The following is a 24,088-nucleotide window of genomic DNA, read 5'->3' as shown; positions in this document are numbered from 1 at the left end:
TCGGTGCGCATCTATAACCAGGAACGGCCGCATACGGCCTTGCAATACAAAACGCCCGATGCGGTGCATCGGGCGTTTCTACAGCAGTAAATACTGTCAACCTATTTTAGGACTGGACACCCGACATTCCCCTTAATACAGATTAAACCAGACAAAAACCAGTAGCGATTACGCCAAATTGACGCCATGATGACGCCTCAACGAGAGGGATGCATGGCTTCATTCAGGAAACGGGTTGGCGGCTGGCGGGCAGAAATCGCCATCCTCGGCACACGGGAATCTACAACATTCAGCACCAAGGCCGAGGCTGCGGCCTGGGCGTCGGAACGCGAAACCGAAATCCGGCGCGGCGCCGACAGCGGCATCGTCGTCGGAAAAAGCTGCGGCGACGCATTCGACCGGTATCTGAAAGAAGTCTCCATCCACAAGCGCGGTGAGCGCGGGGAAAGGCTGCGCCTCAACGCCATCGGCGAAGTGCTCATCGGTGGCCAGAAAATCAAAGATATCAAACTGGCCAACGTGACACCTGAACTGCTCGGCGCCTGGCGCGATCAGCGCATGACTGGGGAAAGCAAGGTCAGTGGCGCCACCGTGAATCGCGAGCTGAACTTGCTGTCGCACGTCTTCAGCACTGCGCGCAGGGAGTAGAAATGGCTTGCGGCCAATCCGACCAGCGACGTGCGCCGTCCCAAAGCTGCGGCTTCCCGCGAGCGCATTCCTACCGAGGATGAAATCGAGCGCCTGTGCAATGCGCTTGGCTTCACCGAGGAACCGGTGGCGACGAAGAGCCAGGCGGTCGCGGTCGCCTACCTCTTCGCCATCGAGACAGCAATGCGGGCCGGGGAAATTTGCGGACTGATGCCTGCCTGGGTTGACGGCGCAGTCGCCCGCCTCCCCGCCTCGATCAATAAAAACGGCGTGCGGCGGGACGTACCGATATCGACGCGCGCGCTGGCACTACTTGCCCTGTTGCCGGATTCCGGCGAGGCGCCATTGTTCGGCATTTCGACAGCCTCGCTCGATGCCCTATTCCGCAAAGCGCGCGAACGATCCTGCATCGAGGGACTGACCTTCCACGACAGCCGGCATGCGGCCATCACGCGTTTGGCCAAAAAATTGAACGTGCTGGACCTGGCGCGCATGGTGGGCCACAGGGATTTGCGTATGCTTCCGGTCTACTACAACGAGAGCGCTGAGGATATGGCGGCCAAGCTCGGATAGGCACTGCAGTGATCAAGCAACAAAAAACCGCCCGAAGGCGGTTTTTTGTTGCTTGGCGAAAGCGGTGTAATGCGAATAACCAATGCACATGCGGATTTCAGACGTAAAACAACTATCATACCTACCAAACTACCTACTCGCGGACGTTTTGACATAACGGTTTGTTAGTCCTGAGTAGCAGTTACACAGGTAGGTACATGCAAGCCTGGGGTAAATCCCTGTTGAAATAGCAGACCTGACCGCAGTAACAGAGCAAAACAACATCTCATTTAGAAATTTTCTGATTCCGTTTGAACATCTGGTCCGCCTGTTTGAAATCGAGCATTTTTTGAGTGCGGCTTTTTTGAAGAGCGATCATACTCCGCACATCCTCGGTGCATGCCCGAACATCATTCAGAACAGCAGAAGTCGTCTCACGCACTATCTGTTGCTCCATCTCTTTGGCGGAAGTGAAAATTGCCTTGAGGCCGGAATGATGGTCATATTGGTCTGCCATGTATTTTTTATTCTCCCTGATGTACGAATCAGCAAAATCTACCGGGCCGCATTGCAGCGCGCGAGCTCTGTTACTCGCCTCGAATTGGATGTCAGCGCGTGCATCGCTGTCGCGCTTTAGCAACTGATACTTTTCCTTGTCTTGGATCGCCCTCAACCTTGCGTCTTTCTCAACTCGGGCAGCCATGGCCTTTTTATCCGCCTCTGCCTGCGCAGCATCTTTGGCTCGTACAGCTGCCATACTAAGCACCTTCTCTGACAAGTCCGACCCTGCAACGACCGATGCCATCTCAGTCCATTTGACACTGCCAAGTGAAGCAGAAAACGCTGTCGTACATACAGTGTATTTCACTTTTTTCCACTCGCTGGAGATGAAGTCGGGAGGGCAAATTACCGTTTGATACTTGTCAGGCACGATGACATGGTCGCCACGCGCCGTAACGAAATCTGGTTTGATCTGCATTTTCTCTGCATCTATTACGAACAACTCCTGGAGCTCATTGGTTCGCCGGAATTGTTTGGCACTCACTTCGCTGGTCCAGATACCATTCGAATTGGTCAATCGTGCGTAGTAATTCTGGCCGCTCATGCGCGGATCAGCAGTCATCAGCTGGAATTTACCTGCCACGACGTAATCTTGTTGGACTTCATTTTTATAGGCCGCATACTTGTCTGTAGTAGTACATCCGCCAAGGAGTCCAGCAACAATTACTCCGACCAGTAATCCTAGTCCAGATTGCAAAAAAATCATTTTTTATCCTTGTGTGATTGAATATTGCCAACATTCTGACAGTAATGCATTTAGAAATGAAGGGCAGCAAACCTATGAAATTAGAAGGCGCCGCTGTATTCAATAAAATTCAAGGATAAAGCCGACGAGGGACCGTACCCCCACGAAATTACATTACCGGGCATGAGGGCCGCCACACCATGGCACAACGCCCACAAAAAACCGCTCAAAGTGCGTCAAATCGCATACCGCCTCTTCGCCCCGCCGCACCAGTCCTCATGCGCCTTCGGCCATGGCGCAAATTTGAGTCAAAAGACCCCTATATAGCGGGCAGGTGTGGAAGGGAGGCAACTGCGCGCGCCGGGCCGAAATGGGACTTTTTCTTGCACCATCGGCAACTTCATTCGTCAGGACGTGAAAAAGCCGCCTCGTGGGCGGCTTGTGCAGTGGCTGGGGCGCTCGGGCACGGCTGGGCTGTCGGCGGCCCTGCCCTGCCGGCTATCGCGACGTGGCGGTCATCCTGGGCGGCCGGCGCGCGCCTTCGCCGCCTGTTCCTTCTGGTAATCGTCGCGGCAATCCACGCCACAGAACAGCAGGGCCGGGGCCAGCGCCTCGTCGCAGTAGTGGCAGCAGCCGTGCGCCACCAGGGCGGGCCGGCCGCGCACGGCTGCCAGGCCGCGCGCCACTTCGGCAAAGATGATCTTGTCGGTGTTGTCGATATGGTCGCTCATGCCGCCCCCTCCCCGCCCATGGCCAGGTCATACGGGGCAAACCTCACCACTTCCACACCGGCCCACTCGTTGATCGCTTCGAACTGCGCCTACAGCGGCACCAGCTCGTTGCGCGCAAAGACGCGCGCGGCAGGTACTTGCTGGGGATCAGCGTGGAAGCCAGCACGTTGGCCTTGAAGTGGATGGCGCTGCTGTGGTGCACGCCAGCATTGAAGGACTTGACCAGGCCCGCCAGGTTGACGGGCGACTCATACCAGTGGCCATTCTTCCAGCATTCGAAGCAATCGAGAATGTCGGCGTGCTCTAGCACTGGCGTCGGGTCGCCGAAGGAAAACGCCTCGATGCCGGCGGCGGCCGGCGCTGTGGCCGTGGTCGCCCTGCTGATTGACCTGGCTTTAGCGGGCATGCTCCACCCGCTCGACATTCCCGCGAAATACCTGACTATTTACCAGTAAGCCGGGCGCGGCCACACCGAGCCAAAGCACGCGTGCACCCGGTATCGCCGACATTTTTGCAACAACAGCCTTCGCTCCTCTCGCTTCGCCACGACTTCCTACTGATATAATACTTACAATCAAGTAACACCACGAAATGTGCGCCTCAAGGCTCCCGCAACCGTTTGTGTACCGCCAGCCCAGCCCATGCGCTCCCTTTTCGACCACGAGATCATCAAACAGCTGCACAGCGGTGGCCGCTCGCGGGTGTATCGCGCCAGGGCCGCCGATGGCACCGCGCTGATCGTCAAGAAGCCCAATCAGCAGTTCCCCTCCTTTCAGCAACTGGCGCAATTCAAGCGCGAGTATGCGATCGCGCGCCGCTGCCGTCATCCTGGCGTAGTGCATCCGCTGGCGCTGCAGTTGCACGGCGGGTGCTGGACGATGCTGCAGGAAGACAGCGGCGGCCTGGCGCTCGACCAGGTGTTGCGCACGCAGCTGGCGGCGCGCAGGACGCCGGCGCAGCCTGCGTTGGCGCTGGACGATTTTTTCGACATCGCGCTGCAACTGTGCGCGGCGCTGGAAGAGGTCCATCGTCATGGCGTGATCCACAAGGACATCAATCCCTCCAATCTGGTGTGGAACGCCGACCGGCGCCTGCTGCAGCTGACCGATTTCGGCATCGCCTGTGAACTGCCCTACGAAAGCCATGGCATCGTCAATCTCCAGGCCCTGGAAGGCACCTTGCGTTACATGGCGCCGGAACAGACGGGGCGCATGAATCGGCGGGTCGACTGGCGCGCCGATTTCTATGCGCTCGGCGCCACCTTCTACGAACTGCTGGCCGGCCAGGCGCCGTTCGAGGCGGGCGACGCGATGGAACTCGTGCATTGCCACATTGCCCGCAGTCCCGACTGGTCGCACCCGGCACTCGCCAACTTGCCGGGCCAGCTGCTGCCGATCATCCAGCGCCTGCTGGAAAAAAATGCCGATCAGCGCTATCAGAGCTTGCAAGGCCTGCGCAGCGACCTCGAAGCCTGCCGCGCGGACCAGCCGGCGCAGGCGCTCAAGCTGTCCGACCACAATGGCCGCTTCCTGGTGCCGCAGACGCTGCATGGGCGCGAGGATGCTATCGCCATGCTGCTGGCGGCGTTCGAACGCAGTGCCGCGGGCCGCTGCGAGATGCTGCTGCTGGCCGGCCATTCAGGCATCGGCAAGTCGGCGGTCGTCAACGAAGTGCAGAAACCGATCGTCGCCCGACGCGGCTGTTTCCTGTCCGGCAAGTTTGACCAGCTGCAGCGCGACGTCCCGTATGCCTCGCTGATCCAGGCATTCCAGGGGCTGGTGCGCCAGTTGCTGGGCCAGCCCGAAGCAACGCTGCGGCAGTGGTCCGCAAAACTGCACGGCGCCCTGGGCGATGGCATCGGCGTGCTGGTCGAACTGATTCCCCAACTGGCGTTGATCGTCGGCCCCACCGACGCGGTGCCCGCGTCGGCACCGGCACAGGCCCAGCTGCGCCTGGACCGCCTGTTCCCCCGCTTCGTCGAAGTCTTCGCCTGCCCCGGGCATCCGCTGGTGCTGTTCCTGGACGACCTGCAATGGGCCGATGCGGCCACCTTGCGGATGATCGAGCTGCTCATGCTCTCCTGCGACCAGTGCTGCCTGCTGTTCATCGGCGCGTACCGCGACAACGAAGTGAGCGCCGCGCACCCCCTCATCGCGCTGCGCGACAAGCTGCTCGCACGCGAGGTGCGCCTGTCCACGCTGTTTTTGCGCCCCCTGAACGAAGCGCAAGTTGCGCAAATGGTCGCGGCCACCGTGCGCGTGGCGGCGCCTGACTGCGCGCCACTGACCCGCATTTGCTACACCAGGACCGCCGGCAATCCCTTTTTCCTCAACCAGTTCCTCGCTTCGCTCAATGAGACGGGCCACCTGCGCTACCGCGCAGCCGACGATTGCTGGGACTGGGACCTGCCCGCGATACAACAGGTCAAATATACCGACAACGTGGTCGATGTGCTGCTGGAGAAAATCCACCGCCTGCCCACGGCAACGCAGCACCTGCTGCAACTGGCCGCCTCCAGCGGCAACCGCTTCACGCTCGACACGCTTGCGCTGGCAGTGGACCGCTCGCCCCGGCACACGCAGCAAGCCTTGTGGCCGGCGCTGCAGGCAGGACTGGTCCAGCCGCTCGACGAACGCTATAAATACGTCGATGGCGACACCCGCGCCGGCCACAGCGGCGTCCATTACCGCTTCCTGCACGACCGGGTGCAGCAGGCAGCCTACCTGGTCGCCGATGCCGCTACCCGCGCGGCCAACCATCTTCGCATCGGCCGCCTGCTGCTGCGGCATGCCACGCCGGAGCGTCAGGATAGTGCACTGTTCGAGATCGTCGAACAGCTCAACGCCGGCCGTGCGCTGCTCGACGATGCAGATGAGCGCGTGCAGCTGGCGGCGCTCAATCTGCAGGCCGGCGTCAAGGCACGACGCTCGGCCGCGTTCCAGGCCACGCTGGAGCACATGCGCATTGGTCTGGGCCTGCTGCCGGCAGAGGCGTGGAGCGTCCACGCCGACCTCTGGCTCGACCTGCAGCTGGGCGCGGCCGAAGCGGCGTACCTGTGCGGGCAGTTCGATGCCGCCGAGGCGATCTATCCGCTGGTGCGCGCCCGCACCTTGCACCCGCTGCTGCAGGTACGCTGCATTGCCATCCAGGCGCACCAGTATCAATTGCAGGGCCGCCTGCTCGACGCCATCGCCGTGCAGCGCGAAGGCCTGGCGCAGTTGAACATCGCCATTGCGCACGATGTCGCGCACATGAAGGCGCGCTTCAACGACATCCTCGCCGATATCGGGCGGCTGCCAGGCGCGCAGGCGCCCGACACCTTGCTGGCGGCCGGCGACATGTGCGCGCCGGACGCGGTGGCCGCGATGCAGATGATGCAAGGCCTGTGGATGGCCAGCTATTACGCCGGCCAGCAGGATCTCAGCGCGCTGATGGTGGTGTCGATGACGCGCCTGTCCATGCAACGGGGGAACAGCGATTTCAGCGCCGTCGCCTATGTCGGCTACGCGCTGATGCTGGTGCTGTACGACGGCGACGTGGCGCGCGGCTACGACTTCGGCGCGATGGCGATGACGCTGGCCAGGCGGCGTGCCAATCTGCAGACGCGCACACTCACGGGCCTGATGTTCGGCGCGCTGATCAGCCACTGGACGCAGCCCCTGCGCAGCTCCGACGCCCTGTACGAAGAAGCCTTTGGCTGGGCGCTGGAAATCGCCGATTTCGTGCAGGTCGGCGTGGTGGCGGCCGTGCGCGCCACCGAACGGATGATCCTCGGCGACTATCTGCCGCACCTGATGCACGACATCGAGCACGACCTGGCGCTGATGCGCGCCAACGGCCAGCAGGCGATGGCCGATTGCTGCGTCGCCGCGGCCATCCAGCCGATCAAATGCCTGATGGGCCGCCTGCCCCGGCACGACAGCTACGATGATGCGACGTTCAGCGAGGCGCGCTTCCTCGAACAGTATGGCGATTCGCAGCTGTACCGCGCCTACTATTTGCAAGGCAAGATCCGCAACGCCTACCTGTTCGACGGCGCCGATGCCGAGCTGCTGGCCGGCCAGCTCGGCATCGTCACCCAGATCATGCGCGGCCAGGCCAAGGTTGCCGAGTCGAGCTTCTACGCCGCGCTGATCCTGATCCGCGCCTTGCGTCGCACTCCTGCGCGCCCCGACGCGGGTGCCGTGCTGAGCGTGATCGATGCACTGCAGGCGAGCCTCACCGAGTGGGCCAGGCTAGGCTCGGACAATAGCGCTGCCAAACATCTGCTGGTGATGGCCGAGATGGCACGCTACCGGGACGATCTGCAACTGGCCACGCGCCATTACCGGCAGGCGATCGACGCCGCCGGCCTGGCAGGCTACGTCAACGTGCAAGCGCTGGGCAATGAGCTGTGCGGCGAATACTGGTCCGAGCAGGGCCACGCGCGCGTGGCCGGCGTCTTCATCCGGGACGCCATCGCGCACTACGGCCAGTGGGGCGCAGAGGGCAAGGTGACGCAACTGCGGGCGCGCCACGCTGCGCTGCTGTCACGGATGGATGGCCGCGCCACGCTGTCGCATGCGGGCACCCACACGCACGGCAGTTCCGCGCTCGACCTGGTGTCGCTGCTGAAGGCGGCACAGATCCTGTCGAACGAAGTCGGCCTGCGCAATGTGCTGACACGCCTCATTTCCATCGTGTGCGAAAACGCCGGTGCGCAGGTGGCGCGCCTGCTGCTGCTGTCCGAAGGCAGCTACCAGCTGGAGGCCAATATCGATGGCGACGGCATCACCGTCCTGCAAGCGCGGCGGCTCGACCTGAACGCCGCCAGCGACCCGCAGTTCCCGCTGTCGCTGCTGCGCTACGTGATCCGCACTGGCGCCGAGGTGATCGAAGACAGCATCACGGGCGTGTCGCGCTTTGCCGCCGACCTGTACGTGCAGTTGCGGCGGCCGCGTGCCGTCATGTGCCTGCCGATCCGGCACGGCGGCCAGATCGACGGCATCCTGTACTTCGAGAACCGGCTGGCAGAAGCCTCGTTTACGCAGGAGCGCGTCGCCTTCCTGCGCATGCTCGGTGTACAGGCGATGATTTCGATCTCCAGCGCCAGGCTGCATGACAGCCTGGAGCGGCGCGTTGCCGAACGCACGGAACAGCTGGAAGACGCCAACCGCAAGCTGGCAACCCTGTCCATCACCGACGGCCTGACGGGCCTTGCGAACCGGCGCCATTTCGACGACGTGCTGCGCGCCGAATGTGCGCGCGCCACGCGCGTCGGCCAGCCGCTGGCCGTCGTCATGCTCGATGTCGACTACTTCAAGCGCTTCAACGACCGTCACGGCCACCAGGCCGGCGATGCCTGCCTGATCCGGGTCGCGCAGGCGCTGGCGGCCGGCATGCGGCGCGCAGGCGACCTGACGGCGCGCTACGGCGGCGAAGAGTTTTCGATGGTGCTGCCGAACACGGGCGCAGACGAGGCGCGCCAGATCGGCGAAGCGCTGCGGCGCGCCATCGAAGAGCTGGCCATCCCCCATGCGAGTGCGGATGCGGCACAGGTGACGATCAGCGTCGGCATCGCGGTCCAGTCGCCACCGGGCGCCGCCGATCCCGACGCCCTGCTGCGCCTGGCCGACGCCGCGCTGTACCACGCCAAGGATGCGGGGCGCAACTGCGTGGTGCTGAGGATGCTGCCGTCCGGCTGATCCGCATTCACGCTACAGGGTGGCGCCTCAATCGCTGCCGTGGCTATTTTCGCGCGCCTGCTGCCTCGCTTTTTCGCTTGAAGCCAGGCCGTTGAAGAACAGATTGAGCAGCACGGCAACGATGGCGGCCAGCAGGATGCCGCTGTGCAGCAAGGGCGACAGGGCCTTGGGCATGTGCTGCGCATATTGCTCGGCCACCAGCGGCAGCATGCCAAAGCCGATAGCCAGGGCCACGATGAACAGGTTGTTGCGGTTGCTCTTGTAGTCGACGCCGGCCAGGATGCGGATGCCGGTGGCGGCCACCATGCCGAACATCACCAGCCCCGCCCCGCCCAGCACGAACGCCGGCACGGACTCGGCCGTTTGCGCGATCTTCGGAATCACGCCCATGACCAGCAGGATGATGCCGGCCGCTACGCAGACCCAGCGGCTGCGCACGCCCGTCACGCCCACCAGGCCCACGTTTTGCGAGAACGAAGTGTACGGGAAGGTATTGAAGATGCCGCCGATCAGGGTGCCCAGGCCATCGACGCGCAAGCCGCGGCTGATGTCGTCCTGCGTGATGCGCTTGTCCGTCATCTCTCCCAGCGCCAAAAACATGCCCAGGGACTCGATCATGACGACGATCATCACCAGGCTCATGGTGACGATGGCAACCACGTCGAAGGTCGGCATGCCGAACTGGAACGGCGTGACGATGGCAAAGGCCTTGGCGCCGGCCACCTTGGCAAAATCGGCCTTGCCCAAGGCAAACGACAGGGCCGTGCCGGCGATGATGCCGATCAATACCGCGATATTCGACAGGAAACCGCGGCCATACTTGGCCACCAGCAAGATGACGGCCAGCACGAAGAACGCGATGCCCATATTGTCCAGCGCGCCATAGCCGGGGTTGGCAATCAGCGGCACGGGGCCAAGCGGCGCAGGCAAGCCGGCCGCCGTGGCGGCAGCGGCCATCTTGAGGAAGGCGGGATCGGCAATTTGCGCCATGGCGGGCGGCCCGCCCATGGCCCAGTTCACGCCCACGCGCATCAGCGACACGCCGATCACGGCGATGATGCTGCCGGTGACCACGGGCGGAAACAGGGCCAGCAGGCGGCTGATGAAGGGCGCGATCAGCATGGAAACGACGCCGGCGCCGATCACGGCGCCAAAGATGCCGGTGATGCCCAGGGCCGGGTTGTTCGCCATGGCCAGCATGGGACTGACGGCGGCAAAGGTCACGCCCATCATCACGGGCAGGCGGATGCCGAAGTACTTGCCTATCCCCAGGGACTGAATCAGGGTCACCAGGCCGCAGCAGAACAGGTCGGCACTGATCAGTGCCGCCACCTGCTCGGGCGGCAGCTTGAGGGCGCGTCCGACGATCAGCGGCACGGCGATGGCCCCCGCATACATGACGAGCACATGTTGCAAGCCCAGGGTAAACAACTTGCCGGCTGGCAGGATTTCATCGACGGGCGATGGCGCGGCAGGCGTGCTGCCCGGAACGCTGCGGTGGATGGATTTCAAGCGGTGAGAGGCCATTTACGCTCCATTTCCTGGGTTACCGCGGCCCGGATGGGCGCAGGTGAAAGGGAAAAGCAAGAGAGAAACGGGACGACAGGAACACACTGACGGTGGATGAGGCATGCGAAGCTCCTTGGATGGGATGACCAAGGTATGCCATGCACGCTTCGTGCCAGGTAAAATTGTATACAGTTTGTGGCGACAAACCAGCATGACGGCGCATGGCGCCCTGCCCCTTCGCACCGATTTCAGGCGCGCCGCCATGAGCATGCACTAAAAGGGGACGCCAGCGCCGTCAGCGTCGCGTCCGCACCTCCTTGACGGCAGCGGCCGCATCGGCCGCCAGTTCCCCGATATCCTTGTCGCGGCGCCGGTCGAACCAGCGCACGCTGGCACTCACCAGCCACCACGCCGGCAAACCGACGAGCACCATCAGCGGTGCGGCAATGAACAGGAAGCCCGTGGCCGGATCACAGCCATACAGCGCCGCCACCGTTTGCGCGCTGTCAAACAGGCCGGGCCACCACGCCAGCACCGCCGACACCAGCACGGGACCGGCAAACGTGGCAATGATGATGCTGGAGCAAATACGGATGAGCGCCTCCTTGCAGTTGCGTGGCCACATGACCATGAAGCTGAGCAAGGTGGCAAAGAAGGCGGCCAGCAAAGGGACGCCCAGCAGCTTGATCCAGGCAGCCCCTGCGGCGGTGATATCGATATGCATGATGTGCTTTCAGTTGCGGCAAAAAAAGCTGCGCTTGGCAGCTTGCTTGCTGTCATTCATTTGAGAAGGCGGCTTGCTGCCCTACCCTTGCGCCGGGCCAAACAAGGCCGCCACCAGCGGATCGCGGCGCGCCGCACCGCGTGGCCAGCACGCCGTGCGGCGCACCTGCGGCGGCAATTCGGCCCAGCCGTCGACCTCCTCGTCCGGTTCGCCCAGCGCGTACAGGGCGGGTCGCTGGCGCCCCGGTTCCGTGCAATGGCGCTGCGCCAGGTGAATCTGTCCCATGCTGCACATATGGCGCAAATAGCGGCTCATGGTGCCCGCATCGAGTCCCAGCAAGGCGGACAATTGCGCCGCGCTGGCCTGGCCCTGCTCGCGTATGTATTGCACGATGCGGGCGATATGCAGCTGCGACTTCTTGCTGCGTCCCTGTAACTGGCGCCCCTGGCGCGGCGCCAACCTGCTTTCCACCAACCGACTGCTGTTCAACATCTGCCTGACCTCCCGTGGTGTCGCCCATCGGCAGACGCTGTAGTGCGTTTGCGACAGGCAACGAGTGGACTTTATCAATCGCTAATGTTAAAGTCAAGCATTTGGTAATTTATCAAACGGTAAATTTCGGGTTTAATGTGGAGATGAATATGTATCAATACAGACGCGACCGCCTGCTGGCCCTGATCCGCGAGCACTACGACAACACGCGCAAGAAAATTTCCGACGTCAGCGGCTGGAGCGAGGCGCGCATCTCGCAAATCCTCTCGCCCACCTACCGCGAGGGACGCGCCTTCAGCGAAAAAATCGCGCGCAAGCTGGAAGCGGACCTGCAATTGGGCAGCATGTACTTCGACCAGGGTGCCGCGCCCGACCAGGCGGAACTGGCGGCGCGCGCCTTGGGCGCGCCAGGTGAGGTACAGCCGGTGGTGGTGCTCGATGGCGAAGATGCGCGCTTCTACCCGATCCGCAAGGTGAAACTGCGCCTGTCGGCCGGCATCACGGGCTTTGCCATCGAACCGGAAACGCACGATGGCAGCACCATCAGCGTGCCGCGCAGCTGGGTCGAGCGCAATGGCTACCACCCTGAAAAACTGGTGGCCATCAAGGTCAAGGGCGAGAGCATGGAGCCGGCCCTGTACGAGGACGACGTGGTGATCATCAATACGGCCGACAAGCGGCCGGCCGACGGCATTGTATTTGCCATCAATTACGAAGGCGAACCGGTGGTCAAGCGCATGGCGCGCGATATCGGCGAATGGTGGTTGACCTCGGACAACCCGGATCAGCGCAAATACCACCGCAAACTCTGCCGTGGCAATGAATGCCTGATCGTCGGCAGGGTCGTGCGCAAGGAAAGCGACCGGATTTGAGAATGGAGTTTATCAATCGATAAACCCCATTCTCGTCATGGCGCTTACGCCAGTGCTGCCTGGATCTGCTGCAGCGATGCCGGATCGTCCATCGACGTCAGGTCGCCCGGGCTGCGCCCTTCGCAGATGGCCTGGATCGAGCGGCGCAGCAGCTTGCCCGAACGCGTCTTCGGCAACTGCGACACGAACAGCACGCGCGCGGGCCGCGCCACGGCGCCCAGCTGGCGGTCGACCACAGCCATCACTTCGCGTTCCAGCGCCGCTTTCGCTTCAATGCTGTCGACACCCTGCGGGTTTTTCAGGATCACAAAAGCCATCGCCACCTGGCCTTTGAGTTTGTCTTCCACGCCCACCACGGCCACTTCCGACACGTTCGGATGGCTGGTGATGCTTTCCTCGATTTCGCGCGTGCCCAGGCGGTGGCCGGCCACGTTGATCACGTCATCGGTGCGGCCCAGGATGAAGTAATAGCCGTCCGCGTCGCGCACGCCCCAGTCGAAGGTGGAATACACTTGCCGGCCGCTGAAGGTGGACCAGTAGGTGTCGACGAAGCGCTCGTCGTCGCCGTACACCGTCTGCATGCAGCCCGGCGGCAGCGGGCCTTCCAGCACCAGCACGCCCTTCTCGTTGGCGCCGCACTCCTCGCCCGTCGCTTCGTTGAGCAGCTTGACCTGGTAGCCGTACATGGCCATGCCCGGGCTGCCCAGGCGCGTCGGCGTATCGGCCACGCCTTTTGCCACCGAGAGGATCGGCCAGCCCGTCTCCGTCTGCCAGTAGTTGTCGATGATGTCCACTTTGAGCTCGTCGGCGATCCATTGCGAGGTGGTTTCATCGAGCGGCTCGCCCGCCAGGTACAGCGCCTTCAGGGAAGACAGGTCGTACTTGCGCATCAGTTCCACCGGATGCTTGCGCAGCACGCGGATGGCCGTCGGCGCCGAGAACATGCGCGTGACCTTGTATTTTTCGACGATGCTCCACCAGATGCCCGCATCGGGGCAGATCGGCAAACCCTCGTACAGGATGGTGGCCATGCCGGCGATCAGCGGGCCATACACGATGTAGGAATGGCCCACCACCCAGCCGATATCCGAGGTGGCAAAGAAGGTTTCGCCGGGCTTGGCGCAGAAGTTATACCGCATCGACGACGCCAGCGCCACCGCATAGCCGCCCACGTCGCGCTGCACGCCCTTCGGTTTGCCCGTCGTGCCCGAGGTGTACAGCACGTACGACGGCTCGTTCGATTCGAGCCAGGTGACGGGCACCTGCGCGTCCAGGTGTTGCTCGCGCAGGGTCGCGTAATCGACGTCGCGGCCCGGCGTCAGTTGCATCGCCACCAGGTGGCGGTCGACCAGCAGCACCTGCTGCGGCTTGTGCGCGGCGATGCGGATGGCTTCGTCGAGCAGCGGCTTGTAGGCGATCGCCTTGCCATTGCGCGAACCGGCATCGGCGGAGAACACCAGTTTGGGCTGCGCATCGTCGATGCGGCTGGCCAGGCTGTTGGCGGCAAAACCGCCGAACACCACGGAATGCACGGCGCCGATGCGGGCGCACGCCAGCATGGCGAAGGCCGCCTCGGCGATCATCGGCATGTAGATCAGGACGCGGTCGCCCTTGACCACGCCCAGCGACTGCAGGATGGCGGCGCAGCGTTCCACTTCGCGCTGCAGCTCGCGAAAGCTGTAAGTGCGCTCGGTATTCGTTTCGGTGGAAATGGCGATCAGCGCGGCGGCATCGCCCTGGCTGTCCACCCAGCGGTCGACGGCGTTGTGGCACAAATTGGTGGTGCCGCCGACGAACCATTTGGCGAACGGCGGGCGGGAATAATCAAGCACTTGCGAAAACGGCGTATGCCAATCGATCTTTTCCGCTTCCTCGCGCCAAAAAGCATCAGGCGTGTCGATCGAGCGTTGATAAAATGCTGCGAAATTCATGTCTCCTCCGGTAGGCGTGCAATCTGTGTCGGGCCTGGGCCAACGGGCCTGGCCGCCGCATTATGTGTACGATCTGTGTAGCATCTGCCTGCGTATTTCTGCCTAAAACGCGTCGCCGGGAATGCGTACAGCCCCTTCCATCAGCACGCGTGCGCTGCGGCTCATGATGGCTTTGGTGACGCTCCATGCGCCATCGACCAGCGCCGCTTCCGCACCCACCATCAGGGTGCCGGACGGGTGGCCGAAACGCACGCTGGTTTTTTCGCCGCCGCCCGCCGCCAGGTTCACCAGGGTGCCGGGAATGGCCGCCGCCGTGCCGATGGCGACAGCGGCCGTGCCCATCATGGCGTGGTGCAGCTTGCCCATCGACATGGCGCGCACCAGCAGGTCGATCTCGCCCGCTGCCACCTGCTTGCCGCTGGACGAGACATAGCTGGCCGGTTTGGCGACGAACGCCACTTTCGGCGTGTGCTGGCGCTTCGCCGCCTCATCCAGGTGGGAAATCAAACCCATGCGCAAGGCGCCATGCGCGCGGATGGTCTCGAAACGGGCCAGCGCGGCCGGATCGCCATTGATGGCGTCCTGCAGTTCCGTGCCCGTGTAGCCGATGGCCTGCGCATCGACAAAAATCGTCGGGATGCCGGCGTTGATCATCGTGACTTTCAAGACACCGATGCCGGGCACGTCGAGGTCGTCGACCAGATTCCCGGTCGGGAACATCGCACCACCGCCGCCCTCTTCCTCCGCGGCCGGATCGAGGAATTCCAGCTTCACTTCGGCGGCCGGGAAGGTCACGCCATCGAGCTCGAAGTCGCCCGTTTCCTGCACTTCGCCATGCGTCACGGGGACGTGGGCGATGATGGTCTTGCCGATATTGGCTTGCCAGATGCGCACCGTGGCGACACCATTTTCGGGCACGCGCGCGGCGTCCACCAGGCCGCTGGCAATGGCGAACGAGCCGACTGCCGCCGACAGGTTGCCGCAGTTGCCGCTCCAGTCGACAAACGGCTTGTCGATGGAAACCTGGCCGAACAGGTAATCGACGTCGTGCTCAGGCTTGCTGCTTTTTGCCAGGATCACCGTCTTGCTGGTGCTCGAGGTGGCGCCGCCCATGCCGTCGATCTGCTTGCCGTACGGGTCGGGGCTGCCGATCACGCGCAGCAGCAGCGCATCGCGCGCCGCGCCGGGCACTTGCGCGCTGGCGGGCAAATCCTGCAGGCGGAAAAACACGCCCTTGCTGGTGCCGCCACGCATGTAGGTGGCGGGGATCTTGATTTGGGGGGTATGGGTCATTAGAGTTCCTGCGTTGAATGGCTGATTAAACCCAGAGGCAAAGAGCTGGGGTCAGACCCGGCGGGTCTGACCCCTGATTTACGTTGCATCAATCGTGAACTACGCGGCCTTGGACGACTCGAGGAAATCCTGCGCGAATCGCTGAAGCACGCCGCCCGCCTCGTAGATCGACACCTCTTCCGCCGTATCGAGGCGGCAGGTGACGGGCACTTCGAGCGTTTCGCCGTTCTTGCGGTGGACGAGCAGGGTCAACGTGGAGCGCGGCGTGCGCTCGCCGACGACGTCGTAGGTTTCGCTGCCATCGAGGCCCAGGGTCTTGCGGTTCACGCCTGGCAAAAACTCCAGCGGCAGCACGCCCATGCCCACCAGGTTGGTGCGGTGGATACGTTCAAAACCTTCGGCCACGATGGCTTCCACGCCAGCCAGGCGCACGCCCTTGGCGGCCCAGTCGCGCGAGGAACCCTGGCCATAGTCGGCGCCGGCGATGATGATCAATGGCTGCTTGCGCTCCATGTACACCTCGATGGCTTCCCACATGCGCGAAATCGTGCCTTCCGGCTCGATGCGCGTGAGCGAACCGGCTTTGACTTTGCCATCTTCGATGACCATCTCGTTCTTCAGGGTCGGATTGGCAAACGTGGCGCGCTGCGCCGTCAGATGGTCGCCCCGGTGCGTAGCGTAGGAATTGAAGTCTTCCTCGGGCAAACCCATCTTCGCCAGATACTCGCCAGCCGCGCTATCGAGCATGATGGCGTTCGATGGCGACAAATGGTCGGTGGTGATGTTGTCGCCCAACACAGCCAGCGGACGCATGCCTTTCAATGGGCGTGCGCCAGCCAGCGCGCCTTCCCAGTATGGCGGACGGCGGATGTACGTCGTCTGCGGACGCCAGTCGTACAAGGGGCTGACCTTGATGCCGTCATCCACTTGCGCGGCAAACATGGGGATGTACACCTTGCGGAACTGCTCCGGCTTGACGCTGGAAGCGACGATAGCGTCGATTTCCTCGTCGGATGGCCAGATATCCTTCAATAAAATCGGCTTGCCGTCCGGGGCGATGCCCAGCACGTCCTTCTCGATATCGAAGCGGATGGTGCCGGCAATCGCATAGGCCACCACCAGCGGCGGCGAGGCGAGGAAAGCCTGTTTCGCGTACGGGTGGATGCGGCCGTCGAAATTGCGGTTACCCGACAAAACGGCGGTGGCGTACAGGTCACGCGATACCACTTCTTCCTGGATGACGGGATCGAGCGCGCCCGACATGCCGTTGCACGAGGTGCAGGCAAACGCCACCACGCCGAAGCCCAATTGCTCCAGCTCGGACATCAGGCCCGCTTCCTGCAGATACAGTTCCACGGTTTTCGAGCCGGGCGCCAGCGACGATTTGACCCACGGCTTGCGCGTCAAACCAAGGCGGTTCGCATTGCGCGCGATCAGGCCGGCGGCGATCATGTTGCGCGGGTTGTTCGTGTTGGTGCAGCTGGTAATGGCCGCGATGATGACGGCGCCGTCCGGCATCTTGCCCGGCTCGTTTTCCACCACGCCGGAGATCCCCCGCGCGGCCAGTTCCGAGGTCGGCACGCGGTTGTGCGGATTCGACGGCCCGGCGATATTGCGCACCACCGACGACAGGTCAAAAGTCAGCACGCGCTCATACTGCGCGTCGGCCAGGCTGTCGGCCCACAGGCCAGTCTCTTTGGCGTACAACTCCACCAGCTTCACCAGTTCGTCGTCGCGGCCCGTCAGTTTCAGATACTTGATGGTTTGCGCATCGATGTAGAACATCGCGGCCGTGGCGCCGAATTCCGGCGCCATGTTGGAGATCGTGGCACGGTCGCCCAGGGTCAGGTGCGAAGCGCCTTCGCCGAAAAATTCCAGGTAGGACGAGACGACCTTCTGCTTGCGCAAAAATTCCGTCAGCGCCAGCACGGTATCGGTGGCCGTGATGCCCGGCTGCGGTTTGCCCGTCAGCTTGACGCCGATGATGTCGGGCAAACGCATCCACGAAGCGCGGCCCAGCATCACGCTTTCCGCTTCCAGGCCGCCGACGCCGATGGCGATCACGCCCAGCGCGTCGACCATGGGCGTGTGCGAATCCGTGCCGACCAAAGTGTCGGGATAGGCGACGCCATTTTGCACCTGGATCACGGGCGACATGCGCTCCAGATTGATCTGGTGCAGGATGCCGTTGCCTGGCGGGATCACGTCGACATTTTTAAAGGCTTTCTTTGTCCAGTCGATGAAGTCGAAACGGTCTTCGTTGCGGCGGTCTTCGATGGCGCGGTTCTTGGCGAAGGCGTCGGGGTCAAAACCACCGCATTCGACGGCCAGCGAATGGTCGACCACCAGCTGCGTCGGCACGACGGGATTGACCAGGGCCGGGTCGCCGCCCTGGGCCGCGATGGCGTCGCGCAGGCCGGCCAGGTCGACCAGGGCCGTCTGGCCCAGGATGTCATGGCAGACGACGCGGGCCGGGAACCAGGGAAAGTCCAGGTCGCGGCGGCGTTCGATGAACTGGCTCAGCGACGCGTTCAGGGTGGCAGGGTCGCAGCGGCGCACAAGGTTTTCGGCCAGCACGCGCGAGGTATACGGCAAGGTGGCGTAGGCGCCTGGGGCGATCGCATCGACGGCGGCGCGCGTGTCGAAGTAGTCTAGCTGGGTGCCCGGCAAGGGCTTGCGATGCAGGGTATTCATATTGGCACTCATTATTTGCGGTCCTTGATCGGCACGAATTCCAGGTCTTCCGGGCCCACGTAATTGGCGCTCGGGCGGATGATCTTGTTGTCGATGCGCTGTTCGATGATGTGGGCGGCCCAGCCCGAGGTGCGCGAAATGACGAACAGCGGCGTAAACATCGCCGTCGGCACGCCCATCATGTGGTACGACACGGCCGAGAACCAGTCCAGGTTCGGGAACATGTTCTTGATTTCCCACATGACCGATTCCAGGCGCTCGGCGATGTCGAACATCTTGGTGGAACCGGCTTCCTGCGACAGCGAACGCGCCACTTCCTTGATGACTTTATTGCGCGGGTCGGAAATCGTGTAGACGGGGTGGCCGAAGCCGATCACCACTTCCTTGTTGGCGACGCGCTCGCGGATATCGGCTTCCGCTTCGTCGGCGTTGTCGTAGCGTTTTTGAATGTCCAGCGCCACTTCGTTCGCGCCGCCGTGTTTCGGGCCGCGCAGCGCGCCGATGGCGCCCGTGATGGCTGAGTGGATGTCCGAACCCGTACCGGCGATGACGCGGCTGGTGAAGGTCGAGGCGTTGAATTCGTGTTCCGCGTACAGGATCAAGGACGTGTGCATGGCTTTTTCCCACGATGCCGACGGTTTTTCGCCGTGCAGCAGGTGCAGGAAGTGGCCGCCGATCGAGTCGTCGTCCGTTTCCACTTCGATGCGCTTGCCGTTATGGCTGTAGTGGTACCAGTACAGCAGCATGGAGCCGAATGACGCCATCAGGCGGTCGGCGATGTCGCGCGCGCCAGGCGCGTTATGGTCGTCTTTTTCCGGCAGGGTGCAGCCCAGCACGGATACGCCCGTGCGCATCACGTCCATCGGGTGGGCGGCGGCCGGCAGCGCTTCCAGGGCCGACTTGACAGCCGACGGCAAGCCGCGCAGGGATTTCAGCTTGGCTTTGTAGCCTTTCAATTCGGCGGCGGTCGGCAGCTTGCCATGCACCAGCAGGTAGGCGATTTCCTCGAACTCGCAGCTGTCGGCCACGTCCAGGATGTCATAGCCGCGGTAGTGCAAATCGTTGCCGGTCTTGCCGACCGAGCACAGCGCCGTGTTGCCGGCAGTAACGCCGGACAGGGCGACGGATTTTTTAGGCTTGAAAGTAGCGACTTGCGGTGCGGTCATAGTGTTCTCCAGAAGATGATTGTCAGTCCAGTGCGGCGGGCCTGGGCCTCCCAAGGCCCGCTCTTGTATAGGTGCTTACTTCTTTTGCGCGGCGAACAGCGCGTCGAGCTTTTGCTCGAAGTCGTGATAATTGATCGATTCATACAGCTCCATGCGCGTCTGCATGGTGTCGACGACGTTCTTTTGCGTGCCGTCGCGGCGCAGGGCGCGGTAGACGTTGTCGGCCGCCTTGTTCATGGCGCGGAAAGCCGACAGCGGATACAGGGCCAGGCCCACGTGGGCGCTGCGCAATTCGTCCAGCGTGAACAGCGGCGTGGAACCGAATTCCGTGATGTTGGCCAGGATGGGCACGTTGACGGCCTTGGCGAACGTGGCATACATCTCCAGGTCGGTGATGGCTTCCGGGAAGATCATGTCGGCGCCCGCCTCGACGCAGGCGACGGCGCGTTCCAGTGCCGCTTCCAGGCCATCGACGGCCAGCGCATCGGTGCGCGCCATGATGACGAAGTTCGGGTCCGTGCGCGCATCGACGGCCGCCTTGATGCGGTCGACCATTTCTTCCTTGCTGACGATTTCCTTGCCCGGACGGTGGCCGCAGCGCTTGGCGCCCACCTGGTCTTCGATATGCAGGCCGGCTGCGCCGAACTTGATCATCGATTTGACGGTGCGCGCCACGTTGAAGGCGGACGAACCGAAACCCGTGTCGGCATCGACCAGCAGCGGCAGGTCGCACACGTCGGTGATGCGGCGGATATCGGTCAGCACGTCGTCCAGGCTGGAAATGCCCAGGTCGGGCAAGCCCAGCGAGCCGGCCGCGACACCGCCGCCGGACAAATAAATGGCTTTATAACCGGCGCGCTTGGCCAGCAAGGCGTGGTTGGCATTGATGGCGCCGACGACTTGCAACGGGGATTCTTCCTGGACGGCCTTGCGGAATGCGGCACCTGCGGAGTATTGAGTCATGTGTTCACCTTATGGGTTTCGGATGGTCCCGAATGTTTCACGGAGTGGCTATGAGCATCAGTATTGCAAATGCCGTGCCAGGGCCGCGCGTCCACCCGGAAAGGACGCCGGTACCCAGTGACATACGGGCGAAACAGCCATGTATCGGCGTGGCGTGCCGTGCCACGCAAGGGAACAGCGCTGTCACGATTGAGGTCAATGATGTTTCAAATATGTTTCAATCATTCCATTTGAAACATTGAAACATGAAACGGGCCAGACTGCCACCAGGCGGGACGCCGGGCGCGCACATAAAAAAACAGCCGGCGGGCGCCGGCTGCAGGTTTGCTGGAAATGCAGGAGCTAAGCCAGCCGCACCAGCGGGTTGGCGATGATGTTGTCGATCTGGCGCACGGCTTCTTCGCAGGCGGCGGCAATGGCGCCGTCCTCGTCGTCGCGCACGAACTGCATGGTCGAGCCTTCGAATACTTCCAGGCCTTCCGCGGTGGCGCGTTCGATGTCGCAGCTGGCCGACCATTTGCCATCGGTGGTGGGCACGGCCAGGGGAACGATTTCCCAGCCTTTATAGTGAATTTTAGAACTGTTTTCCATGGGGTGCCTCCTTGTGACTGACTCGATGGTGGAAATCGTAGCATGAAGCGCGACCGCTAGCGACGTGTTTCAGGCGCCGGCGCACGGTCAGGCGCACTTTCAGGCTAAACGATTTACGCTGGCTCAAGGACGCAGCAGATTATCCACTTCCGTCCTGGCCACTTCTATCCCGGCAGTGCAAGCCGTCTCGGGCGCCGCATAGCCGCCCAGGGTACGGCTGCGCGTAATCGCTTGCGCCGCGCTCTCGCCCTCGCGCTGCAGGTGGTAGGTAAAATCCCATAAATCGTCGTTGTCCTTTTGCGGGGTCACCGAAATCGTAAAACCGCGGTATTGTTCACTGCGTGCAGTAATATCGTTCATGAATTCCTCCTTGTAAGAATGAGGTTACCACGCTGCAAGCGCCAGGGTGCGCACGACTGCCGCGCACTCCTTATCTGTTTTTCGCATGCCAAAGGTCAATTCTCAGCATTTTTTTAGCGCACTCTGGCGATATAATGCCCTTCCCTGTCCGTACTCTGCCGCCGCGATGACCCCACAAATCCAAGCTTTCTTCGATCCCGCCACCGCCACCGTCACGTATGTTGTGTACGAGGCCGATGGCCAGGACTGCGCCATCATCGATTCCGTGCTCGACTACGACCCGAAAGCGGGCCGCACCTCGACCGCCTCGGCTGACAAGGTGATCGCCTTCGTGCGCGAACACGGCTTGCAGTGCCGCTGGCTGCTGGAAACCCACGCGCATGCCGATCACCTGTCCGCCGCGCCCTACCTGCAACAGCAGCTGGGCGGCGACGTGGCCATCGGCGCCGCCATCCAGACGGTGCAGCAGGCGTTCGCCGCCGTCTACCACCAGGATGGCGCCAGGGCCGACGGCTCGCAGTTCGACCAGCTGTTCGCGCCCGACCAGGTGTTTCATATCGGTAAATTGGAAGTGCGCGCCCTGCACGTGCCCGGCCACACGCCGGCCGACCTGGCTTACCAGATCGGCGACGCCGTCTTCGTCGGCGACACCCTGTTCATGCCGGACGTGGGTTCGGCACGCTGCGACTTTCCAGGCGGCTCCGCCTCCCTGCTGTACCGCTCCGTGCAGCGCCTGCTGGCGCTGCCGCCGCAAACGCGGCTGTTCATGTGCCACGACTATCCACCGAACGGCCGCGCGCCGCGCTGGGAAGTGACGGTGGCCGAACAGCGCGCCGGCAACATCCACTTGCGCGACGGTATCACGGAAGCACAATTCGTGGCCATGCGCACGGGCCGCGACGCCACGCTGGACATGCCAACCCTGATCCTGCCCGCCATCCAGGTCAACATCAACGCGGGCAAGCTGCCCGAGCCGGAAGACAACGGCGTGCGCTACCTCAAAATACCGCTGAACGCGATCTGATTGGCTCGGGCACTCCCCGCCCGCAGCTCTTCCTTTCTTGACACCACGCAAGTTCCACCTCAGGCAATCCGCATACAGTGCAGATTGCCTGGGCTTGCTTGGGCGCAGCTATTTTTCCTTCCCCATCCTGGATGGAGCGCCCACATGTCGCCCGACCCTACGCTCGATACCAATTGCATCCTGCTCGCCGAAGCCGAAGGCACGACCTTGTTCAGCCATGCGCTGCCCATGCTCGCCGCGTTCTCCCTATTTGCGCTATTGACGGCCTGCGCCGTGCAACCTGCGCAGAAAGAAGACGATCTCCCAACACTCACTGCCCACGCTCCCTTCCGGGCACAAGTGGTGGGCCTGCAGTGGCTCAATCCGCTGCAACGGCTCGACTATCCGACCGAGTGGCAACTGCTATGGACGTTGGGATTGGCCAAGCCCAACGAAAATGACGATATGGTCAGGACGGATCCCAGGGGTTTCAGCACCTTGCAGGCCGTCGCCCCCATTGCCCACGATCTCGATGGCACGGAAACGTTCAAGGGCTATCACTATAAATATGTGCGAAAATTAACCAGCCTATTTCATGACATTTACTACTCCAGCCCCACCTACTTTTATCGGGTATATCCCAAGGATCAAAAACAGAACTGGCGCGAACTGGCAGGCATCCGCGTCGAATATGCCCTGCCTGCTGGCAAGTTGGACCCAGAAGAGGCAAGAAACACTACGCGCGAACGCATCATCGATACCTTCAGCATCGGCAATGTCAATTTCCCCACCCTCTGGACCCGCGCCACGCCGCCCGACGTGCGCATCACCCTGGGTGGCAACAATGCGGGCTTCGTCTCCCTGCAAGCCGCGCTGGCCTACCTGGAAGCGCATCCGCAGCAAACCGCATGGGTCATGAACTGGGATGCGCCGAGCCGGCCGAAAACCATGCAGATCAATGAAAACCTCGTGCTGCTGGTGCTGGCCGGCCCCGATTACAAGACGGAGCGGGCGGCGCTGGCGTGGATAGGCTATCCGGCCACGAAAAACGTGGCGGACTTTGAACTGGCCAAGGACCAGCCGCCGCGCGCCGTGCAGGCCTGGCAGGCGCTATTTGCCGAGGCGGCGCGCCAGGGCGGCAAGACGGAAGAAGACATCGGCTACGTCATCCACGACGCCAGCCAGAGCCTGCCCAGCTCCTCCGACCGGCTGGGCCAGCTGGCGCACGCGCTGACCCTGGAAGTGCCGGGCTTCGACTTCCTGCCGCAGACCTTCAATACGCCGGCCCTGCTGGGCGAAATGGGCGCCGGCACGGCGCTGACCAATGTCGCCCTCGCCATCGCCCATGCGAACCACGTCGGCAAGAGCGTGCTGGTGGCAGGCACCAGCGATCCTGCCAGCGTCACGGGTGTGCTGGTGTCGCCGCCGGCCACGGTGCGGCCCATAGCCCACGACAGGCCGTGGTTCCGCGCGCGCGGCGAAAACCATGCGTATTTGCCGTGGTGGGGCATCCGCCACGATGCGGCGGACGCTATGCAGGGCTACTCAGATTAGATTAAAGTCCGAAGGCACCGCTGCTCACATGGCGTCAAACGCAATAACACAATGCAAATGATGCGTCTTCCGCCA

General features: G+C 62.7%; 20 protein-coding genes. 7 read left to right on the top strand and 13 right to left on the bottom strand.

The window, feature by feature from the left end; translation table 11 throughout:
* The 3 genes from ACP7DW_RS16435 to ACP7DW_RS16425 all read left to right on the top strand — a co-directional run.
* A partial coding sequence (locus ACP7DW_RS16435) for an integrase core domain-containing protein (protein WP_426055194.1) occupies positions 1 to 90 on the top strand: 90 nt, incomplete at its 5' end.
* Between the two features lie 123 nt (positions 91 to 213).
* A complete protein-coding gene (locus tag ACP7DW_RS16430) occupies positions 214 to 648 on the top strand; it encodes a hypothetical protein (protein WP_426055195.1) in 435 nt (144 codons plus the stop codon).
* Between the two features lie 30 nt (positions 649 to 678).
* On the top strand, positions 679 to 1,221 hold the full coding sequence (locus ACP7DW_RS16425) for a site-specific integrase (RefSeq protein WP_426055196.1): 543 nt from the start codon (positions 679 to 681) through the stop codon (positions 1,219 to 1,221).
* 265 nt (positions 1,222 to 1,486) lie between these two features.
* Here the strand turns inward: ACP7DW_RS16425 and ACP7DW_RS16420 are convergent, their stop codons facing one another.
* From ACP7DW_RS16420 to ACP7DW_RS16410, 3 genes are all read right to left on the bottom strand, one after another.
* On the bottom strand, positions 1,487 to 2,467 hold the full coding sequence (locus ACP7DW_RS16420) for a hypothetical protein (protein WP_426055197.1): 981 nt from the start codon (positions 2,465 to 2,467) through the stop codon (positions 1,487 to 1,489).
* A 494-nt stretch (positions 2,468 to 2,961) separates the two neighbouring features.
* Positions 2,962 to 3,177, bottom strand: coding sequence for a hypothetical protein (locus ACP7DW_RS16415; protein ID WP_426055199.1), 216 nt, complete (start codon positions 3,175 to 3,177; stop codon positions 2,962 to 2,964).
* A 43-nt stretch (positions 3,178 to 3,220) separates the two neighbouring features.
* Entirely contained in the window at positions 3,221 to 3,583 is a 363-nt protein-coding gene (locus tag ACP7DW_RS16410) for a hypothetical protein (RefSeq protein ID WP_426055201.1), read from the bottom strand.
* A 235-nt stretch (positions 3,584 to 3,818) separates the two neighbouring features.
* Between ACP7DW_RS16410 and ACP7DW_RS16405 the strand changes: the two genes are divergently transcribed.
* The gene (locus ACP7DW_RS16405; protein ID WP_426055202.1) at positions 3,819 to 8,861 is read left to right on the top strand and encodes a diguanylate cyclase domain-containing protein; all 5,043 of its coding nucleotides are present in this window, start codon (positions 3,819 to 3,821) and stop codon (positions 8,859 to 8,861) included.
* A 27-nt stretch (positions 8,862 to 8,888) separates the two neighbouring features.
* Here the strand turns inward: ACP7DW_RS16405 and ACP7DW_RS16400 are convergent, their stop codons facing one another.
* The 3 genes from ACP7DW_RS16400 to ACP7DW_RS16390 form a co-directional block, all read right to left on the bottom strand.
* Positions 8,889 to 10,388 (bottom strand): nucleobase:cation symporter-2 family protein, encoded by a 1,500-nt coding sequence (locus tag ACP7DW_RS16400; RefSeq protein WP_426055203.1) that lies wholly within the window; start codon positions 10,386 to 10,388, stop codon positions 8,889 to 8,891.
* 277 nt (positions 10,389 to 10,665) lie between these two features.
* Entirely contained in the window at positions 10,666 to 11,094 is a 429-nt protein-coding gene (locus ACP7DW_RS16395; protein ID WP_426055204.1) for a hypothetical protein, read from the bottom strand.
* 81 nt (positions 11,095 to 11,175) lie between these two features.
* On the bottom strand, positions 11,176 to 11,565 hold the full coding sequence (locus ACP7DW_RS16390) for a winged helix-turn-helix transcriptional regulator (protein ID WP_426055205.1): 390 nt from the start codon (positions 11,563 to 11,565) through the stop codon (positions 11,176 to 11,178).
* Between the two features lie 170 nt (positions 11,566 to 11,735).
* Between ACP7DW_RS16390 and ACP7DW_RS16385 the strand changes: the two genes are divergently transcribed.
* Positions 11,736 to 12,458, top strand: coding sequence for a S24 family peptidase (locus ACP7DW_RS16385; protein ID WP_426055206.1), 723 nt, complete (start codon positions 11,736 to 11,738; stop codon positions 12,456 to 12,458).
* A 44-nt stretch (positions 12,459 to 12,502) separates the two neighbouring features.
* Here the strand turns inward: ACP7DW_RS16385 and ACP7DW_RS16380 are convergent, their stop codons facing one another.
* From ACP7DW_RS16380 to ACP7DW_RS16350, 7 genes are all read right to left on the bottom strand, one after another.
* Positions 12,503 to 14,389: a propionate--CoA ligase gene (locus ACP7DW_RS16380; RefSeq protein WP_426055207.1), complete on the bottom strand. Its 1,887-nt coding sequence runs from the start codon at positions 14,387 to 14,389 to the stop codon at positions 12,503 to 12,505.
* A 102-nt stretch (positions 14,390 to 14,491) separates the two neighbouring features.
* Positions 14,492 to 15,682, bottom strand: coding sequence for a 2-methylaconitate cis-trans isomerase PrpF (gene prpF / locus ACP7DW_RS16375; RefSeq protein ID WP_426055208.1), 1,191 nt, complete (start codon positions 15,680 to 15,682; stop codon positions 14,492 to 14,494).
* Between the two features lie 99 nt (positions 15,683 to 15,781).
* The gene (gene acnD, locus ACP7DW_RS16370; protein ID WP_426055209.1) at positions 15,782 to 18,376 is read right to left on the bottom strand and encodes a Fe/S-dependent 2-methylisocitrate dehydratase AcnD; all 2,595 of its coding nucleotides are present in this window, start codon (positions 18,374 to 18,376) and stop codon (positions 15,782 to 15,784) included.
* A gap of 11 nt (positions 18,377 to 18,387) precedes the next feature.
* Entirely contained in the window at positions 18,388 to 19,542 is a 1,155-nt protein-coding gene (prpC, locus tag ACP7DW_RS16365; protein ID WP_071076692.1) for a bifunctional 2-methylcitrate synthase/citrate synthase, read from the bottom strand.
* A 75-nt stretch (positions 19,543 to 19,617) separates the two neighbouring features.
* The gene (gene prpB, locus ACP7DW_RS16360) at positions 19,618 to 20,505 is read right to left on the bottom strand and encodes a methylisocitrate lyase (protein WP_071076691.1); all 888 of its coding nucleotides are present in this window, start codon (positions 20,503 to 20,505) and stop codon (positions 19,618 to 19,620) included.
* A gap of 342 nt (positions 20,506 to 20,847) precedes the next feature.
* On the bottom strand, positions 20,848 to 21,096 hold the full coding sequence (locus tag ACP7DW_RS16355; RefSeq protein WP_096236077.1) for a hypothetical protein: 249 nt from the start codon (positions 21,094 to 21,096) through the stop codon (positions 20,848 to 20,850).
* Positions 21,097 to 21,219: 123 nt separating this feature from the next.
* Entirely contained in the window at positions 21,220 to 21,456 is a 237-nt protein-coding gene (locus tag ACP7DW_RS16350; protein WP_426055210.1) for a hypothetical protein, read from the bottom strand.
* Between the two features lie 166 nt (positions 21,457 to 21,622).
* Here ACP7DW_RS16350 and ACP7DW_RS16345 point away from each other — a divergent pair, with 166 nt between their 5' ends.
* Both ACP7DW_RS16345 and ACP7DW_RS16340 read left to right on the top strand, forming a co-directional pair.
* Entirely contained in the window at positions 21,623 to 22,480 is an 858-nt protein-coding gene (locus tag ACP7DW_RS16345) for an MBL fold metallo-hydrolase (protein ID WP_426055211.1), read from the top strand.
* Positions 22,481 to 22,624: 144 nt separating this feature from the next.
* Entirely contained in the window at positions 22,625 to 24,013 is a 1,389-nt protein-coding gene (locus ACP7DW_RS16340) for a virulence factor (protein WP_426055212.1), read from the top strand.
* The last annotated feature ends 75 nt before the right edge of the window (positions 24,014 to 24,088 follow it).

Origin of the sequence: Janthinobacterium sp. PSRC1-1, assembly GCF_049897525.1 — a bacterium.
GTDB classification, from domain to species: Bacteria; Pseudomonadota; Gammaproteobacteria; order Burkholderiales; family Burkholderiaceae_D; genus Janthinobacterium; species Janthinobacterium tructae.
The sequence above is the reverse complement of the archived record's forward strand: the minus strand, read 5'-3'. Positions and strand labels throughout refer to the sequence as shown.